The organism is Saccharospirillum salsuginis, from assembly GCF_014651855.1.
Classification (GTDB): Bacteria; Pseudomonadota; Gammaproteobacteria; order Pseudomonadales; family Natronospirillaceae; genus Saccharospirillum; species Saccharospirillum salsuginis.
In genome coordinates this window covers 342,080-359,163 of record NZ_BMXR01000002.1, presented here as the reverse complement: position 1 = coordinate 359,163, position 17,084 = coordinate 342,080, and the positions used below count along the sequence as shown (strand labels likewise).

The window sequence follows — 17,084 nt, the reverse complement described above, 5'->3', positions numbered from 1 at the left end:
TCTCAGCCTCTCGTTTGCCGGACTGTACCGGGCTTTCCTTTCGGTTGAATCGCTATGTTCTGTATGCGGTTGCGCCGCACTTATTTTTTGTCGAAATTGGGAATCAGGTTCGCTTTCTCGATGCTTTCGATCGGCAGCAGGTAATCGGTCCCGTCGACGGTGACGCAAACATCCTGATCCTCGATGGCGGTCAACACCCCCTTGAATTTGCGACGGCCTTCGAAGGGTGCGCGCAGCCGGACATTGACCCACTCGCCGATGTAGGCGGCGTACTGTTCCAGGGTAAACAGGGGACGGTCCATGCCGGGGGAGGAGACTTCCAGCGTATAGTTCTGGGCGATCGGATCTTCAACGTCCATGACGGCGCTGATCTGATGGCTGACCTCGGCACACTGGTCAACATTGATGCCGTCTTCATGGTCGATGAACACCCGCAAGGTGCTGTGTTTGCCCTGAGAAGCATATTCCACCCCCCAGAACACATAGCCCAGACCCGTTACCACGGGATCCAGCAATACCTTGAGTTCATCGACTTTCGCCATCTATTACCTCTAATTGGGCCACGGCGCTGCGCCGATGGCCTCACTTTTTTCAAAGACAAAAAAAGGGCAACTTTGGAACCAACACCTTCCGCTGGCTCCGCAGGCCCAGATCAATCGTGCAATCTGATCTCGACAGTACCTCCATGTACACATTCGCTTGCACCCCAAGGCGTCGGAACGCCCGCGCTTCGCGAAGTAAAGACCTCCATGTACAAAAAAGCCCCTTCAATGAGGGGCTCCAAAAACGGGTCACACGGACCGCTCTCTGCGACGGAAGGCCCTCTGGCTTCCGTATGGTCCGTAGACCAGGCGTCGTACCCGTGGTCTCAACGCCGGGCGTCACTCCCAGTGATCGCCGATACAATTGGTAGCGGGGGCTGGATTCGAACCAACGACCTTCGGGTTATGAGCCCGACGAGCTACCAGACTGCTCCACCCCGCACTAAACCTTTGCCACCGAATACCCTAGCCACTCTCCGTGGTCGGGCTCATAAGCCGAAGGTCGGTGACTCCCTTCGGCTCTTTCGGGGTGGGGAGCCCAACGAGCTACCAGACTGCTCCACCCCGCAACAAACTCTTTCCAAACGCGCATAAACCGCGTCAGGCGGCGCGCATTATAGGGATGCAGCGCCGGACTTTCAAGGGCCGAAACCAAGACCGGGCAATCCGTGCCCGATATGCGGTCTCCGCATAAAAAGAAAAGGCCTGATGAACAGGCCTTTGTATTGGTGCCGACGACTAGACTCGAACTAGCACGGGCTAAAGCCCACCACCCCCTCAAGATGGCGTGTCTACCAATTCCACCACGTCGGCAAAAGCGTTACTCGGCGGGGATTTCAGTGACACTGCTGCCACTGCTTTCTTCCCCAGCCGGGACTTCCTGCGATTCGGTGGTCTGCTCCGCCGCAGGGATGTCCAGACCGAGATCATCCAGACCTTCGGCTTTTTGCTTGGCCACATAGGCCAGCCCAAAGCTTGTCAGGAAGAAACCGGTCGCCAGGATAGCCGTGGTGCGGGTCAGAAAATTACCGCTACCACCGCTACCGAAAACGGTCTGGGATGCACCACCGCCGAACGAGGCGCCGGCATCGGCGCCCTTGCCGCGCTGGATCAACACGAAGCCCACCAGGGCTACGGCCAACACCACGTGCACCACCAGTACTAAATTCTCAACCATCATATGCGTTACGCCTCTTTCGCGGCCTGGCAAATGGCGATGAACTCATCGGCCAGCAGAGAGGCGCCGCCGACCAGCCCACCGTCGATATCAGGCTGCTTGAACAATTCTTGCGCGTTGGCCGCCTTGACGCTGCCACCATAGAGCAGACGACACTTCCGGGCGACGCTTTCATCCGAACCGGCCAGTTGCTTGCGAATAAACGCATGCACTTCCTGAGCCTGCTCCGGAGTGGCCGTCTTGCCGGTACCGATGGCCCAGACCGGCTCATACGCGATCACGATACGCTCGAACGCCGCGATCCCGACCTTGTCCAGAACGGCTTGAATCTGACCGCCCACGACCTTTTCGGTAACGCCTTGCTCGCGCTGCTCCAGCGTTTCGCCGACGCACAACATCGGTGTTACGTCCGCGGCAAGCGCGGCGGCGACCTTGTCGGCCACCAACGCATCGTCTTCGCCGAACAGCTCACGGCGCTCGGAGTGCCCAACCAATACATAACGGCACCCGAACTCTTTCACCATCGACAACGACAGTTCGCCGGTGAAGGCGCCCTTATCGGCGTGATGCACGTTCTGGGTCCCGAATTCGATACCCGAACCGGCCAGCTTGTCCGCAACCTGGCCAACATACAGTGCCGGAGGAAATACGACCGCATCGATCGACTGGCCGTCGACATTCTGGACGAATTCGGACAACAGACTCTCTACAGTCGCCTTGTCCCCATTCATTTTCCAGTTCGCTGCTACCAGTTTGCGTCGCATCGCTGACCTCCTTAAAGCGGGCGCAGAGTGTACTGTCTTTCGTGCGCCCGGGCAACCGCGTTTTGCATCAATTGAGTAAAAAGAGTGGTTTTAAAACAACAGGTTAGCGAATCCGGACCGATTCAGGCCTGACTGACGGCCTCCTCGACCTGGTCCGCCAACTCATTGCAGGTACGTTTAACCAGGCCGACATCCTCACCTTCGACCATAACCCGCACCACCGGTTCGGTACCGGAAGGACGCAGCAACACCCGGCCGGCATCGCCGAGCACCCGTTCAGCTTCGGTAACGGCATCGGCCACCGAGGCCAGTGACATGACGTCCATCTTGACCGGCATCCGGACGTTAATCATCACCTGCGGGAATTTGCGCATGCCCGATTTCGCCTGGGCCAGTGTTTGATCGGCGCTGCGCAGACCGCTCAGAACCTGCAGGGCCGAAACGATACCGTCACCTGTCGTGGTCACATGCTTGCAGACCAGGTGGCCGGAGCTTTCCCCGCCGAGGATCCAGTCGCGCTCATTTAACTGCTCCATTACGTAACGGTCGCCCACCTTGGCCCGAACCAGGTCGATGCCTTCCTTCTTGAGGGCCACTTCCAGCCCGAGGTTGGTCATCAGGGTGCCGACGATGCCGTCACCATTCAGCAAACCCTGCTGTTTGAGATGGGTCGCGAGGATAAACAGCAGTTCATCGCCATCGACCAGCTCACCCTCGTTGTCGACCATCAGGACGCGGTCGCCGTCGCCGTCGAACGCGATGCCCAGATCGGCTTTTTGCTCCAATACAGCCCGCTGCAACGCCGCCGGGTGGGTCGACCCCACCTCCTCATTGATGTTGAGCCCGTCGGGCCGAGTGCCGATGGAGATCACCTGGGCACCCAATTCGCGGAACACCTTGGGAGCCACGTCGTAGGTCGCGCCGTGCGCGCAATCGAGAACAATCTTCATGCCCTCGAGGTCCAGATAACCCGAGGTGCTCTTGCAGAATTCCACATACCGCCCACCGGCGTCATCGATGCGCTGGGCCTTGCCCAATCGGTCGCTCTCGGCCGTGGTCAGTGTTTTTTCGAGCTCGGCTTCAATGGCCAATTCCAGCTCGTCGGGCAATTTGGTCCCGTTCTCCGAGAAGAATTTGATGCCATTGTCATAAAAGGGGTTGTGCGAGGCCGAAATCACGATGCCGGCGTCGGCATGGAACGCCCGGGTCAGATAGGCGATGGCCGGAGTCGGCATCGGGCCGACAATCAACGTATCGCATCCGGCCGCCGACAAACCCGCCTCCAGCGCGGATTCGAACATGTAGCCGGATATGCGCGTATCCTTGCCAATCAGGATCTTGCCCTTGGTTCCATTGGAAAAGACCCGACCGGCCGCCCAGCCGAGCTTGAGAATGAATTCAGGGGTAATGACACCGTCGCCCACCCGTCCGCGGATGCCGTCGGTTCCGAAATACTGTTTATCCTTGGTCACGCTTTGGGTTCTCCGTTGACGGCCGGGTCCTGACCCGACTGTCTCATCGCGTTGATCATGGTGATGGCGTCGACCGTCTCGGCCACATCGTGCACCCGCACAATGGCCGCGCCCTTCATCGCGGCGGCCACGGCCACCGCCAGACTGCCGTAGAGTCGCTGGTCCACCGGTTTGCCCAGCACATCGCCGATCATACTCTTGCGCGACATGCCGACCAGTATCGGACACCCCAGGGACTGCAGACGGTCCAACTCATTAAGAAGCCGCAAATTGTGACCCACCGTCTTTCCAAAGCCAAACCCGGGGTCAACCAAAAGTTGTTGACGTTTCATACCCGCCGCCTCGCAGGCCGCAATGCGATCGCCCAGATAGCGCAGCACCTCACCGACCACATCGCCATATTGCGGATTCAACTGCATCGTCCCCGGCTGACCCTGCATGTGCATCAAACACACCGGCAGGCCCAGTCCGGCCGCTGCCTCGAGAGCCCCGTCGCGGGATAAGGCACGAACATCGTTCAACAGATGTACCCCGGCCCGAGCCGCCTCACGCATCACCTCGGGCGTGCTGGTATCCACCGACAACACCGCATCCACCCGACCGGCCAGCGCCTCGATCACCGGGATCACCCGATCCAACTCCTCCTGCACACTCACCGGCGTCGCTCCCGGCCGCGTACTCTCCCCACCGATATCGATGATCGCCGCGCCCTGATCGACCATCTCAGTTGCATGCCGTAAGGCCTGATCATGACCAATGAAATGACCACCGTCCGAAAAACTGTCCGGCGTTACGTTCAACACGCCCATTACCTGGGTTTCGGTCAGGTTCAAAGTCTGATTGCCGCATGGCCATTTTGAAAGGTCGGTCATGTTGGAGAGACTCCTTTAAGAATTCGCGCGCTGCCGACGGTAGTGCCCGTTGGCGGGTATGCTCTGGAGGGGACATCTGAGGCAGGACTGGAGCGCCAGCCCGGGCCGAAGTTAAGCGCCCATGGACGGGTTTACAGCGGTCCCCGGAAGAGCATACCCGCCAACGGGTACGGATTTAACCTCCTGGACTACAAATAAAAAACGGCGCCTTGGCGCCGTTCTAAACTCTCGAATCGGTGACCTTACTGCTCGGTTTGTCCGTCCCGATCCAGATCACCGTCGCCGGACTTGGCATCGGCCGGTTCTTTCTGAGTGTCGGCCCCTTCATCGGCCGCCGGCGCTTCACCACCACCGGCACCGGTGTGGTCACTGCTGTTCCAGCCCCGCGGCGGACGCGGCTTGCGACCGTTCATGATGTCGTCGATCTGGTCCGCATCGATGGTTTCATACTCCATCAGGGCGTCCTTCATGGCTTCCAGCTTGTCGCGATGCTCTTCGAGCAGATCGAACGCTGTTTTGTAACACCGATCCAGAATCTTCTTGATCTCGTTATCCACCGCCTGGGCCGTATCCGGAGACACCTGAACCATCTGAGACTGGTTGCCCAGATAGCCCTGATTCTCTTCCTCGAACTGCTGCGCACCCAGATCGCTCAGGCCCCACTTGGTGACCATGTTGCGCGCCAGCTGGGTCGCCCGTTCGATATCGTTGGATGCGCCGGTGGTCACACCGTCACGGCCGTTGGTCATTTCTTCGGCGATACGGCCGCCGTACAGGCTGCAGATCTGGCTCTCCAACTGGCGTTTGCTGATCGAGTAGCGATCCTCCTCCGGCAGATACATGGTCACACCCAGAGCCCGACCGCGCGGGATGATGCTCACCTTGTACACCGGATCGTGCTCCGGTACGAGTCGACCGATAATGGCGTGGCCGGACTCGTGGTAGGCCGTATTGATCTTTTCTTTCTCGGACATGACCATGGATTTGCGCTCGGCGCCCATCATGATCTTGTCCTTGGCCCGATCGAACTCCTCCATCGTCACCACACGCTTGTTCAGACGAGCGGAGAACAGGGCGGCCTCGTTGACCAGGTTGGCCAGGTCCGCACCGGAGAAGCCGGGCGTGCCCCGCGCGATGACAGCGGCTTCGACATCGTCGGCCACCGGCACCTTGCGCATGTGCACCCGCAGGATCTGTTCGCGGCCGCGAATATCGGGCAGGCCGACCACGACCTGGCGGTCGAAGCGACCCGGACGCAGCAAGGCCGGATCCAGAACGTCCGGACGGTTGGTGGCGGCGATGACGATGACACCGTCGTTCACCTCGAAGCCATCCATTTCCACCAGCAACTGGTTCAACGTCTGTTCACGTTCGTCGTTACCGCCGCCGATGCCAACGCCCCGGGAGCGGCCCACGGCGTCCAATTCGTCGATAAAGATGATACAAGGCGCCTGTTTCTTGGCCTGATCGAACATGTCGCGAACACGGGACGCACCCACACCGACGAACATTTCGACGAAATCCGAGCCGGAAATCGAGAAGAACGGCACCTTGGCCTCGCCGGCGATGGCCTTGGCGAGCAGGGTTTTACCGGTACCCGGCGGGCCCACCATAAGAACGCCGCGCGGAATCTTGCCGCCCAGACGCTGGTATTTTCCGGGATCGCGCAGGAACTCCACCAGTTCTTGAACGTCTTCCTTGGCCTCTTCTACGCCGGCCACATCGGCGAAAGTGGTCTTGATCTGGTCCTCGCCGAGCATCTTGGCTTTGCTCTTGCCGAAACTCATCGGGCCCTTGCCCCCACCGGAGCCACCCTGCATCTGCCGCATGAAGAACATGAACACGGCCAGGATGATCAGAATCGGGAAGGCGGCGACCAACAGCTGGGTCCAGATGCTTTGTTGCTCCGGCTGTTTGGACTCGACGTTGACGTTGTGCTCGATCATCTGGTCGATCAGCTCGGAATCGTCGACGTACGGTGGCCGAACGGTCGTAAAGGTCGACCCGTCGCGCCGCTCGCCCTGAATGGTCAAGCCCTGGTAGGTCACCGACCGCACCTGGTCCTGCTCCACTTGCTGGACGAAGCGCGAGTAGCTGACTTCCTCGACGGTCGGAGCCATATCGAAATTCTGGAACACGGCCAGCAACACAAATGCGATGATCAGCCAGAGAACAAGATTTTTAGCCATATCGTTTAACTTTTTACCCTTAAAGAGCAGCTGCGCTGCTAGTTCGCTTAACCCCGGAACCCCTGAGCGACCAGGTATGTTTCCCGGGAGCGGGCGCGCGAGGACTTCGGTTTCCTCATCACTACGCGCGAAAACTGTTGGCGGACGCCTTTGACGTACTCGTCAAAACCTTCCCCATGAAATACTTTGGCGACAAAGCCCCCACCCGGTTTCAGGATAGTCTGGGCCATGTCGAGAGCCAATTCCACCAAATACATGGCCGCCGGTTGATCGACAGCCGACATACCGCTCATATTGGGGGCCATGTCGGAGATTACAAGATCGACCGGACGCTCTCCAATGCTGGCCAGAAGCGCCTGAAACACCTCGTCTTCGGTGAAATCCCCCTGGATGAATTCGACCCCCGCGACCGGGTCCATCTCCAGGATATCGGACGCGATGACCCGGCCCTCATCACCGACGGCCCGGGCCGCCACCTGCGACCATCCGCCCGGTGCCGAGCCCAAATCTACCACCGTCATACCGGAGCGAATCAAATTGTCTTTCTCGATCAACTCGATCAGCTTATAGCTGGCACGGCTGCGGAACCCGTCCTGCTGGGCCTTGCGCACGTATTGATCGTCAAAATGTTCCTGCAGCCAGTTGTGACTGCTTTTCGATCGGGCCACGGAAATCCTCGGGGAGTCTGTATCAGCGAGCGTGTTCTAAAGTACAATAGCGCGTTTTGCAAGCGACCGAGTCAGAGATTTACGATGAGTTTGAATCAGGAACAGAAAAAACGCTACCGGGCCATTGGTCACCATTTGAATCCACTGGTCACCGTGGCGGAAAAAGGACTGGCCGAAACGGTGCTGGCGGAAATCGAACGGGCCTTGAACGACCACGAGTTGATCAAGGTTAAGGTCAATGTGGCCGACCGTGCTCAAAAAACCGCCCTGATCGACGAGATGTGCGCGGAAACCGGCGCCACCCTGGTCCAGTCCATCGGCCGGGTCGCCCTGCTGCTGCGCAAGGCCGACAAACCCAACCCCAAGCTCTCCAACCTGGTGCGCTACCAGCAGCTGTAACGAGCGGCCACCGAGCGCAAGACGGTCGGCAGTGCCGCCGTCTCCGCCCAGCGCATCAGGCCACCGGCGTCAGCCAGCCGTGCTTGTCTTCCGCCTGGCCCCACTGAACCTCGTTCAGGGCCCGGCGCAACTTGACCGTCTTCTCGAATGTCTGTTCGGTGCCGACATTGATCACCTTGCCGTGACGAATCAACCGTCCGACCGGTGTCAGCACCGCCGCCGTGCCCGAAAGAGCCGCCTCCGCGCCCGGTTTCGATGCCCGTTCGATCAGCTCATCCACGGTCAAATCCCGTTCGCTGACCGTCATCCCCATGTCCCGGGCAATGGTCAGGATCGAATCCCGCGTGATGCCATGCAGAAAGGTGCTGTCCAGCCCCTTGGTGATCACTTCATCGCCATCGATCAACAGAAAATTCGCCGCCCCGGTCTCCTGAACGTCGCCGTTCGGGCAGAACAGCACCTGATCGGCGTCGTACTCCGCCTTGGCCGACAGAATCGGCCCCAGCGCACTGGCGTAATTCCCCCCGCTTTTGACCACCCCCATGTGGGGCGCACAGCGCATACCGTTCTCTTCCAGCAGCAGGGTCAGCGCCTTGCCGCCACCGGCGAAATAATCGCCGACGGGCGACAGCAACACGTACAACAACGAGTTTTCGGACGGTGCCGCCGCCTTGCCGATGGCGGCATCGGTCCCGATATGGGTGGGTCGAATGTACATGGAACCGGGGGCGTCGGGGACCTGGTCGGCGAACCGCCGAACCCCTTCGATGATCATCTCACGCAGTTGAGCTTGATCGAACGCCGGCAGATTGAGCAATTGGGTGCTTTGCTCCATGCGCCGGATATTGGCGTCCATCCGGAAGATGTTGACCGAGCCGTCGGCATGGCGAAAGGCTTTGAGGCCTTCGAAGCAGGTACTGGCGTAGTGCAGTACGTGAGCGCCGGGGTGCAGGGTGAGGGAATCGGAGGGGACAAATTCGGTGGGCGTCCACTGATTGTCTTCGAAGCGTGCCAATGCCATCTCGGGCATGAAAACTGTACCAAATGCGGACATCGTAGTTTCCCATTACGGGGGTCCGGCAGATCCGAACCCCGGGTGACTTGAGGTTGCCTCGATTGTATGACAAAGCACCACCCTCTCTCTACTCTCCCACTCTGCCTTGATTGCAACGTGGTGTTCTGGATTCTGCGGATGCTTTAGTGCCAGTCGTTCAGTTGGGTGCCTCGGTTTGTCACGGCTGGGCCAGCTTAAGTGCCATTGGCCCGTGCCCGATGCCCGGCGCGCTCTTCCGGGGACCGCCGTGAATACATCCATGTAGGCTTAGCTTCGGCATCCATGCCTCAGATGTCCCCTCCAGAGCACCCCGGGCCTCGGGCACTGTCTTCTTACCACCATATCCATTTTCATCCCAAAACATCGTTCGAACACTTTTTTCTTCGAAGCTTCAAGAAGAGGGTAGTTAAATAGTGTTTTAGGGAATTCGTATTGGATTTAACCCCTGAGTGTCAGTGCCTGCCTCCGGGTGTACTCTGAAAGGGACATCTGAGCCATGGATGGCGAAGTTAAGCGCCCATGGAAGGGTTCACAGCGGTCCCTGGAAGAGTACACCCGGAGGTTGGCACGGGTTCTGGCACTCAGGCCGACTCAGCCATACCAAACGGAGGCACCCAGCCAAACGACAGGCAGGATCATAGAGCTAGAAAGAAGCCGGGGACTCGACCCCCATCCAGTGGCGCCACTGTTCCTGAATGTATTCGCGGACTTTATTGACCTCCGGGGTCAGTTCGTTCAGGGGTACGGTTGAGGAAGTCCCCGCAAGCAGAGCGTGGTGGACCTGCTCGCGCAGGGTGATGTAGGCGTCGAGCCAGGTGTCGCGGTCGGCTTCCGAAAGGATGCCGGCCTCGTGCAGGGCCTTGATACAGCGGACATTGTCCGACCAGCGGGTGACCTCCGGGTAGTGTTCGCCGTTGGCCAGAACCAGATATTGGACCAGAAATTCCAGGTCCACTATGCCACCCGGGTCGTGCTTGACGTTGAACACCGCCTCCCCGGTTTTGGGCGATGTCGCCTCGCTGGACAAGTGGTCGACCATTTTCTTGCGCATCTGCACCACCTCGTCGCGCAGGGTGGCGGAATCCCGGTGTTGTTGCAGTATCGAACGGCGTACCGCATTGAAGTCCTGCTGCAGATCGGCGTCGCCGGCGATGTAGCGGGCGCGGACCAGGGCCTGGTGCTCCCAGGTCCAGGCGTCGCGGTTCTGGTACTTCTCGAAGGTACCGAGGCGGGTGACCAGCTGACCGGACTTGCCCGAGGGCCTCAGCCGGGAGTCGACTTCGTAGAGAATGCCGGACGGGGTCTGGGTGCTGAGCAGGTGGATCAGGCGCTGGCCAAGGCGAGCCATGAAGACGACGTTGTCGATGACCTTGGGGCCTTCGGTTTCGCCCTGGAGGGCGGCGTTGTGCACGAAGACGAGGTCGAGATCGGACTCGTAGGACAGTTCGAGCCCGCCCATCTTGCCGTAGGCGATAACGCCGAAATCGAGCTCGCACCAGTCGCCGTCATCGCGGCTGGGCCGGCCGTGTTTGGCGACCATTTGCTGCCAGGCCAGCGCGAGCGCCTGTTCAACCACGACCTCACCAACGCGAACCAGATAGTCCGAAATCTTCATCAGCGGCAACATCGATGTGACCTCGCACGCCGCCGCGCGCAGTACGCGACCGTGGCGGAAATGGCGCAGCACTTCCATCTGCTGCTCCAGGTCATCCTCCGGCACCCGCACCAGGGCGAGGTGGAGCTCGTCCATCAGTTCGACCCGGTTCGGCAGGCGATACAGGGTGTCCGGATCGGTCAGTTCGTCGAGCAGGTAGGGTTTTTGCTGGAGCTGGGTGGCGATCCAGGGGGATTCGGGTGCCAGACGGCAAAGCTGGCGCAGCGCATCGGGGTTTTCGGCCAGCAGAACGAAGTAGACGGTGCGCCGCAATACGGCTTCCAGAATCGGTTGCAGACAGGAAAAGCCGCCCTCCAGACGTTTGATCCGCGCCAGTTCGGTCAGCAGCAGCGGCATCAGCCGGTCCAGATTGTCCCGGGCCTGGCCTTTGAGCCGCTGGACGGCCGGCTCTTCTTTAAACGCGCGGATCTCAAAGGCCACGGACTCGGGCAGCGCTTCCGGGATTCGGTCGGGCGATTGCCAGAACGCCGCCAGATCTTCATCGACGCGCTGCCCATCGTTTTCATCCTCGGCAATCACCTGCTGGAAGTGGTAGTGCACCCGTTGGCGGTGAGCGTCCAGCCGGTCGAGCAGGGCTTCGGTGTCGTCGAACCCCATCGACCAAGCCAGTCGGGCCAGATTGGTTTCGTCGCCCGGCAGGCGTTGTGTCTGCTCATCGCGCAGACCCTGGATGCGGTGCTCCAGATCGCGCAGAAAGCTGTAGGCGTCGGCCAGTTCATGGACCACGCCACCGGGCAGGTATCCCTGCTGCTCCAGAATGTCCAACACCGGCCAGGTGCCCCGGGTCTGCAGGGCATAATCCTGGCCACCGCGGATCAATTGGAACGCCTGGGCGATGAATTCCACTTCCCGGATGCCGCCCTGCCCCAGCTTGATGTTGCTCTCCAACTGCTGGCGCCGGACTTCTTTCTGGATCATTCCTTTCAGCTTGCGCAAGGCGCCCAGGGCGTGAAAATCGACATAGCGGCGATAGACGAAGCCGCTCAGGTCGGCTTCCAGGGCTTTACGGGCGCCCGGCGCACCGGTCAGGGGGCGGGCCTTGACCATTGCGAAACGCTCCCATTCCCGACCCTGCTGACTGTAGTAGTTGTGCATGGCGGTGAAATTGCTCACCAGGGCGCCGCTCTGCCCCCAGGGGCGCAGGCGCATATCGACGCGGAAGACGATGCCGTCCGGTGTGCGGGTGTCCAGCAACTGGATCAGTTTGCGCCCGACCCGCGTGAAAAACTCCTCATGGCTACGGCCGTTTTCGGTTTCTCCGGTGCTGGGGAAGGCGAATATCAGGTCGATGTCCGACGACAGGTTCAGCTCCCGCGCGCCGTGTTTGCCCATGGCCATCACCACCAGGCGCTGATGCGTTTCGCCGTATTCCGACGGTCCGGGTTCGCCCCACTGGCTGGCCCAGAGTCGATGGGCATAGTCCAGTGCCCGGGTAATGGCGCTGTCGGCCAGATCCGACACCGTTCGCGCGGTCTCCTTCACCTCGCCCAAGGCGTTGGCATCCCGAACGATCAAGCGCGCTATATGCCAGTTGCGCCACTGCCGCAGGTCCGACATCACCCGGGCTTCATCGTCCAGCGCCCAGTGTTCGGCCAGACCAGCCAGCTCTTGATCCGGATCCACCGGCTCGGCCGCCGCTTCAAGCAACGCCTGCCAATCCTCCCGGGTCTCCAGCCATTCCCACAGCCAGGGGCTGCACAGGGCCGCCTTCATCACCCAAGACTGATGTCCGGTGCTCAACGATTGAAATACCGGCTTTCGGGACAGGGTCTCGGACAGGGATTGCAGGGCGGCGGGTGCGGTCACATCAAACTCCAACTCGGTTCAGTAGCGCAAGGCTCGCCACTGGCCGTGATGCTGTCAAGCACAGCGTCGCCCCCGACCGATTCACGCTCGATTCCGGACCCGGATCGATCGGGAGGCGTTCTATTAAGGCCCGGCCTAGATGGGCCGGCTGCCGTATCGGTTATTGGGTTTGCGGGGCTGGTCGGAGCGTTTTCCGCGCTCTACGACTTCAACCTGCCCTCCGGCCTCCAAATAGGCCTCCACCTGACTCGCCATTTGCTCGCGCAACGACTTTCGGTTCTCGGATGTATGGTTCAAGGGGGGTGGTACGTCCTTCGTACGTTCGGATTCGTGACCGGTCATCGACAGCTCCTTTTACAGGGAAAATCGGCACTTTGCCGTTCGGTTTATTCGTTGTGATCAGCGTCGCAACTCCTTCGACCTGAAAACTAATACCAAAAGCCGCCAAGGAAGGGAAGCCGGAGTTCCAACACACACACCACGACCGGGGCCGACTAACCCTCGAACAACGGCTTTAACTCCCGAGCGAAGCGACGACTGACCGGCAAGGACTCCTCCAGCCCCCGCAATCGCAGCCAGAAGCCCCCTTCGCTGTCCCGACTCAGTTTCTCCAGCCTCTGTTTGGGCACCAGGGTATTGCGATGCACTCGGACAAGATGGTCCGGCCAGCGCTCCTCCAGTTGTTTCAGGCTCAGGTCGCACAACCGTTCGCCCTGGCGGCACAACGCGGTTACATATTTCTGATCCGCCCGGAAGTAATACAGGTCCGTCAACGGGATCCGTTCCTTGCCGCGCCCGGTCTGCAAGGTCAGCACCGGCCCGGCGTCCTGGTCGCCGAGCGCATTCAACTGGGCCCGGTTCAGTTGACCGGCCTGACGCAATACCCGGTTTAAGTCCTCCCGTTTCACCGGTTTCAGCAAATAGGACACGGCCTGGACCCGGAACGCGTCGAGCGCGTAGTCGTCGTAGGCGGTGCAAAACACGATCGCCGGCGGCTGGGTGGCCTCCATCATCCGCTCCGAGACTTCCAGCCCGCTGATGCCGGGCATGCGGATGTCCAGCAGGACCAGATCGACCGGATCCGTGGTCATCCTGGTCAGTGCTTCCTGACCGTTGGCGGCACTGAAACACTGGGTCACGGTGTCTTCCGACTCCAGCAGCCGCATCAGCCGCTCGCGAGCCAGGGGTTCATCGTCGACGACCAAGACTTTCATTCGATTCCTCACGCGGGTTGTACAGGCGGGCCGGCAACGTCAGCCGGACTCGATAACTGCGCTCTTCGGGCGCGGCGTAGAGCTTCGATCCGTCACCGTAGAGCGTGGCCAGGCGGTGACGGATGTTGTTCAACGCGACCTGGTTGCCTCTCGACTCTCGTCCTTCCTGCGCGGTCGGGCTGTTGTCGGGCAGCGGATTTTCGATGTCGATGATCAGTCGTTCACCGCGCTGGTAGCAACCAATCATCAGCGTACCGCCCTGAACCTGGGGTGCAATGCCATGCACGATGGCGTTTTCGATCAGTGGTTGCAGGATCAACACCGGCACCGACCAGCGCAATGTGGGTTTGGGCGTGCGCCAGACCACCCGGAGACGGTCGCCGAGACGCCATTGCTCCAGTGACAGATAACCCTGAACCAACGCCAGTTCTTCTTCCAGCGACCAGAAGGTTCCGGCTTCCCGGAGACTGGCCCGGAACAGGCGCGACAGATCTTCGATGGCGCGCTCGGCCTCGACCGGCCGCGTGGCGATCAGTTCGGCGATGGTGTTCAGGCTGTTGAACAGGAAATGCGGGCGAATGCGGTTTTGCAGGGCTTCGACGCGGGCGGCCATTTCGGCCCGGGAGCGGTCGACAACCTGTTGCTGAAGTTGGAAGTAGCGCAACAGCAAGGCGGCGATGATGGCGGTGGCGGCCGTTTGCCGCAGGACCTGCCAGCCGTCGGTATCCTGCCAGCTGCCTTTGACGATCCAGTCGCCGGCGAGGCTGACCACGAAGCCGACGGTCGAAACGGCGGCGAAGGCAACCAGCCAGCCCTGCCAGAGGGGGCGTCGGGCGAGCCAGTGGCGCAGACGGCAGAGTATGGCGGCGGAGGGCAGGACGATCCATTGGACGGTCAGGCTCATGTAGCCGAGTTGGATCCAGTCGATGCCCGATTGCAGGAGGACCCAGACAAGCACGAGGAGTTCGGAGACGAGGACGAGAAAGAAAACCGAGGTGGTGGCGCAGAGGTCCGGCAGGATAAGGGACTGGTTGCGCGGGGGTTTGGCTCGGGTCGGTTTACGCTTGGTCTTCGTCAAACGGGAGTCTCCTTGGATCGGAGTCCAGTTTGGCCTGTGGTTGGTTACGGATCAAGTTTCGAGGTTGGGTCCGTGCCAGGAATCCGGACAGGTAACCTGTTGCCAGTGGATTGCCTCGTGCCACCTTTGACTGGGGCACCCTATTATTGAATGCCACAATAACAAACGTTGGATTACGCCTACGGCTAATCCAACCTACGAAACTGGGACCACGGCCAGGATTGGTAGGTGAGCACCCGGCATCGGGTATGCCCCTGGCGGGACGTCGGTCCGCAGGGATGCGGACCGCCGAGCTTACATGGGTGAGGCAAGCGTCTGCGAAGCATGCTTCGCGCGCAGCCCGAACGACTTCCAGCTGTGCTGGAAGGCTGGACCCGCTTGCGGGTACTTGCAGCGACCCGTCAGGGGCATGCCCGGTGGCGGGTGCGGATTCCTGCCACCAGATTGAGGCGCGCCACAAGCAAACCGGGGCACTCATTCCGGCGATTGGCTCTGACCGTCTTTCCCGTATTGCGCCAATAAAAAGGCAGTCTTGCCAACATGACGTAGCCACAGCCTGTCAGACGCTTATAATCCGCTCCTGAACTCCATGAAAGGAACCGACTCGTCATGTCCGATACCAATGCCGCCTGGGGCGGTCGCTTTGCTGAGGCGACCGATGCGTTCGTCGCTGAATTCACGGCGTCGATTAATTTCGATCAGCGTCTGTATCGCCACGATATTGAAGGCTCGATCGCGCACGCGACCATGTTGGCCGAGGTCGGGGTGCTGACCGAGGCGGAGCGCAAGGCGATTGTGGTGGGGCTGGAGTCGGTTCGTGACGATATAGCGGCCGGTCGGCAAAAATGGTCGGTGGCGCTGGAAGACGTTCACATGAATGTGGAAGCGGCGCTGACGGAGAAGATCGGCCCGGTGGGCAAGAAGTTGCACACGGGGCGCAGCCGGAACGATCAGATCGCGACGGACATTCGATTGTATGTGCGCGACGCGATCGATGGTTTGGGTGCGGAGCTGACGCGTTTGCAACAGGGTCTGGTCGGTCTGGCGGAGCAGGAGGCGGATACGATCATGCCCGGGTTCACCCATCTGCAGACCGCTCAGCCGGTGACCTTCGGTCACCATTTGCTGGCCTGGAACGAGATGCTGCAGCGCGATTTCGAACGGCTGCGGGATTGCCGCAAGCGGGTGAATCAGATGCCGCTGGGCGCGGCGGCGCTGGCGGGGACGACCTATCCGATCGATCGGGCGCGTACGGCGGAGTTGCTGGGTTTCGAGAAGCCGACGGAAAACAGCCTGGATTCGGTGTCGGACCGGGATTTCGCGATCGAGTTCACGCATTGCGGGGCCCTGATCATGATGCATCTGTCGCGGATGTCGGAAGAGCTGGTGCTGTGGACGTCGGCCCAGTTCGATTTCATCGATCTGCCGGACCGGTTCTGCACCGGGTCGAGCATCATGCCGCAGAAGAAGAATCCGGATGTGCCGGAACTGGTGCGGGGCAAGACCGGTCGGGTGTATGGGCATCTGACCAGCCTGTTGACGCTGATGAAGAGCCAGCCGCTGGCATACAACAAGGACAACCAGGAGGACAAGGAGCCGCTGTTCGATACCATCGACACTCTGGCCGGCAGCCTGCGCGCCTTCGCCGATATGGTGCCGCATATTCAGGCCAAGCGCAACGTGATGAAATCGGCGGCGATTCGCGGTTACAGCACGGCGACGGATCTGGCCGATTATCTGGTCAAGAAGGGGATGGCTTTCCGCGATGCGCACGAGGTGGTGGGCAAGAGCGTGGCTTACGGCTTGGATCAAGGTAAGGATCTGAGCGAGATGACGCTGGACGAGTTGAAGCAATTCAGCCAGACGATCACCGAGGATGTGTTCGAGGTACTGACGCTGGAAGGCTCGGTGGCCGCGCGTGACCATCTGGGTGGCACGGCCCCGATCCAGGTCCGGGCGGCGGCGGGTCGTGCTCGCACTCGCCTGGCCGAACGCGGGTAACGTCTCCCCTGGCCTGCCGCGCCGGCGACTCCAGCCGGCGCACGCCTTCTCCTTCCCCGCCTGGCAATCCCCCGGTCTTTTGCTAATCTGAATGTATCAAGGCGCAGTACTCCGTGCGGGGTAGTCCGCAGGTCTGGCCCAATGTCCAACCGAGCATACCGACATATGGATGT

The 17,084-nt window shown here is 60.5% G+C and carries 14 protein-coding genes and 2 tRNA genes; 2 read left to right on the top strand and 14 right to left on the bottom strand.

The annotated features are described in order from the left end of the window. Nucleotides 1-80: 80 nt before the first annotated feature. The 9 genes from rimP to rlmE all read right to left on the bottom strand — a co-directional run bounded on the left by rimP (nt 81) and on the right by rlmE (nt 7,684). Nucleotides 81-542 carry a ribosome maturation factor RimP gene (rimP, locus tag IE111_RS04720; RefSeq protein ID WP_189607347.1) on the bottom strand — a complete coding sequence of 154 codons (462 nt, stop codon included), beginning with the start codon at nt 540-542 and terminating at the stop codon, nt 81-83. 365 nt (nt 543-907) lie between these two features. Next, nucleotides 908-984, bottom strand: a tRNA-Met gene (locus IE111_RS04715). Nucleotides 985-1,268: 284 nt separating this feature from the next. Beyond that, nucleotides 1,269-1,355: transfer RNA gene (locus tag IE111_RS04705), tRNA-Leu, on the bottom strand. A 7-nt stretch (nt 1,356-1,362) separates the two neighbouring features. Then, nucleotides 1,363-1,722, bottom strand: coding sequence for a preprotein translocase subunit SecG (gene secG / locus IE111_RS04700; protein WP_229805218.1), 360 nt, complete (start codon nt 1,720-1,722; stop codon nt 1,363-1,365). Between the two features lie 5 nt (nt 1,723-1,727). After that, nucleotides 1,728-2,483, bottom strand: coding sequence for a triose-phosphate isomerase (gene tpiA, locus IE111_RS04695; RefSeq protein ID WP_189607346.1), 756 nt, complete (start codon nt 2,481-2,483; stop codon nt 1,728-1,730). A gap of 122 nt (nt 2,484-2,605) precedes the next feature. Further along, a complete protein-coding gene (gene glmM, locus IE111_RS04690; RefSeq protein WP_189607345.1) occupies nt 2,606-3,955 on the bottom strand; it encodes a phosphoglucosamine mutase in 1,350 nt (449 codons plus the stop codon). Further along, nucleotides 3,952-4,827 carry a dihydropteroate synthase gene (gene folP / locus IE111_RS04685; RefSeq protein WP_189607344.1) on the bottom strand — a complete coding sequence of 292 codons (876 nt, stop codon included), beginning with the start codon at nt 4,825-4,827 and terminating at the stop codon, nt 3,952-3,954. The genes glmM and folP overlap by 4 nt, the downstream gene beginning before the upstream one ends. A gap of 242 nt (nt 4,828-5,069) precedes the next feature. Further along, complete coding sequence (ftsH, locus tag IE111_RS04680; RefSeq protein ID WP_189607343.1) at nt 5,070-7,016, bottom strand: ATP-dependent zinc metalloprotease FtsH; 1,947 nt, start codon at nt 7,014-7,016, stop codon at nt 5,070-5,072. Between the two features lie 47 nt (nt 7,017-7,063). After that, nucleotides 7,064-7,684 (bottom strand): 23S rRNA (uridine(2552)-2'-O)-methyltransferase RlmE, encoded by a 621-nt coding sequence (gene rlmE / locus IE111_RS04675; protein WP_189607342.1) that lies wholly within the window; start codon nt 7,682-7,684, stop codon nt 7,064-7,066. An 84-nt stretch (nt 7,685-7,768) separates the two neighbouring features. On the opposite strand from rlmE, the gene IE111_RS04670 reads away from it, so the two are divergent. Next, nucleotides 7,769-8,083 carry a YhbY family RNA-binding protein gene (locus tag IE111_RS04670; RefSeq protein WP_189607341.1) on the top strand — a complete coding sequence of 105 codons (315 nt, stop codon included), beginning with the start codon at nt 7,769-7,771 and terminating at the stop codon, nt 8,081-8,083. A 55-nt stretch (nt 8,084-8,138) separates the two neighbouring features. Here the strand turns inward: IE111_RS04670 and IE111_RS04665 are convergent, their stop codons facing one another. The 5 genes from IE111_RS04665 to IE111_RS04645 all read right to left on the bottom strand — a co-directional run bounded on the left by IE111_RS04665 (nt 8,139) and on the right by IE111_RS04645 (nt 14,910). Next, a complete protein-coding gene (locus tag IE111_RS04665; protein WP_189607340.1) occupies nt 8,139-9,137 on the bottom strand; it encodes a branched-chain amino acid aminotransferase in 999 nt (332 codons plus the stop codon). A gap of 643 nt (nt 9,138-9,780) precedes the next feature. Further along, complete coding sequence (glnE, locus tag IE111_RS04660; RefSeq protein ID WP_189607339.1) at nt 9,781-12,618, bottom strand: bifunctional [glutamate--ammonia ligase]-adenylyl-L-tyrosine phosphorylase/[glutamate--ammonia-ligase] adenylyltransferase; 2,838 nt, start codon at nt 12,616-12,618, stop codon at nt 9,781-9,783. A 135-nt stretch (nt 12,619-12,753) separates the two neighbouring features. Continuing rightward, entirely contained in the window at nt 12,754-12,960 is a 207-nt protein-coding gene (locus tag IE111_RS04655) for a hypothetical protein (RefSeq protein ID WP_189607338.1), read from the bottom strand. A 152-nt stretch (nt 12,961-13,112) separates the two neighbouring features. Next, a complete protein-coding gene (locus tag IE111_RS04650) occupies nt 13,113-13,832 on the bottom strand; it encodes a LytR/AlgR family response regulator transcription factor (RefSeq protein WP_189607337.1) in 720 nt (239 codons plus the stop codon). Beyond that, nucleotides 13,807-14,910 (bottom strand): sensor histidine kinase, encoded by a 1,104-nt coding sequence (locus tag IE111_RS04645; RefSeq protein ID WP_189607336.1) that lies wholly within the window; start codon nt 14,908-14,910, stop codon nt 13,807-13,809. Before IE111_RS04645 ends, IE111_RS04650 begins: the two co-directional genes overlap by 26 nt. A gap of 609 nt (nt 14,911-15,519) precedes the next feature. Between IE111_RS04645 and argH the strand changes: the two genes are divergently transcribed. Then, complete coding sequence (argH, locus tag IE111_RS04640; protein WP_189607335.1) at nt 15,520-16,911, top strand: argininosuccinate lyase; 1,392 nt, start codon at nt 15,520-15,522, stop codon at nt 16,909-16,911. Nucleotides 16,912-17,084: the final 173 nt, after the last annotated feature.

Coding starts and splice junctions, on each gene's coding strand:
- rimP (WP_189607347.1), bottom strand. CDS start 542: ATGGCGAAAGTCGATGAACTCAAGGTATTGCTGGATCCCGTGGTAACG.
- secG (WP_229805218.1), bottom strand. CDS start 1,722: ATGATGGTTGAGAATTTAGTACTGGTGGTGCACGTGGTGTTGGCCGTA.
- tpiA (WP_189607346.1), bottom strand. CDS start 2,483: ATGCGACGCAAACTGGTAGCAGCGAACTGGAAAATGAATGGGGACAAG.
- folP (WP_189607344.1), bottom strand. CDS start 4,827: ATGACCGACCTTTCAAAATGGCCATGCGGCAATCAGACTTTGAACCTG.
- ftsH (WP_189607343.1), bottom strand. CDS start 7,016: ATGGCTAAAAATCTTGTTCTCTGGCTGATCATCGCATTTGTGTTGCTG.
- IE111_RS04670 (WP_189607341.1), top strand. CDS start 7,769: ATGAGTTTGAATCAGGAACAGAAAAAACGCTACCGGGCCATTGGTCAC.
- IE111_RS04665 (WP_189607340.1), bottom strand. CDS start 9,137: ATGTCCGCATTTGGTACAGTTTTCATGCCCGAGATGGCATTGGCACGC.
- IE111_RS04655 (WP_189607338.1), bottom strand. CDS start 12,960: ATGACCGGTCACGAATCCGAACGTACGAAGGACGTACCACCCCCCTTG.
- IE111_RS04650 (WP_189607337.1), bottom strand. CDS start 13,832: ATGAAAGTCTTGGTCGTCGACGATGAACCCCTGGCTCGCGAGCGGCTG.
- argH (WP_189607335.1), top strand. CDS start 15,520: ATGTCCGATACCAATGCCGCCTGGGGCGGTCGCTTTGCTGAGGCGACC.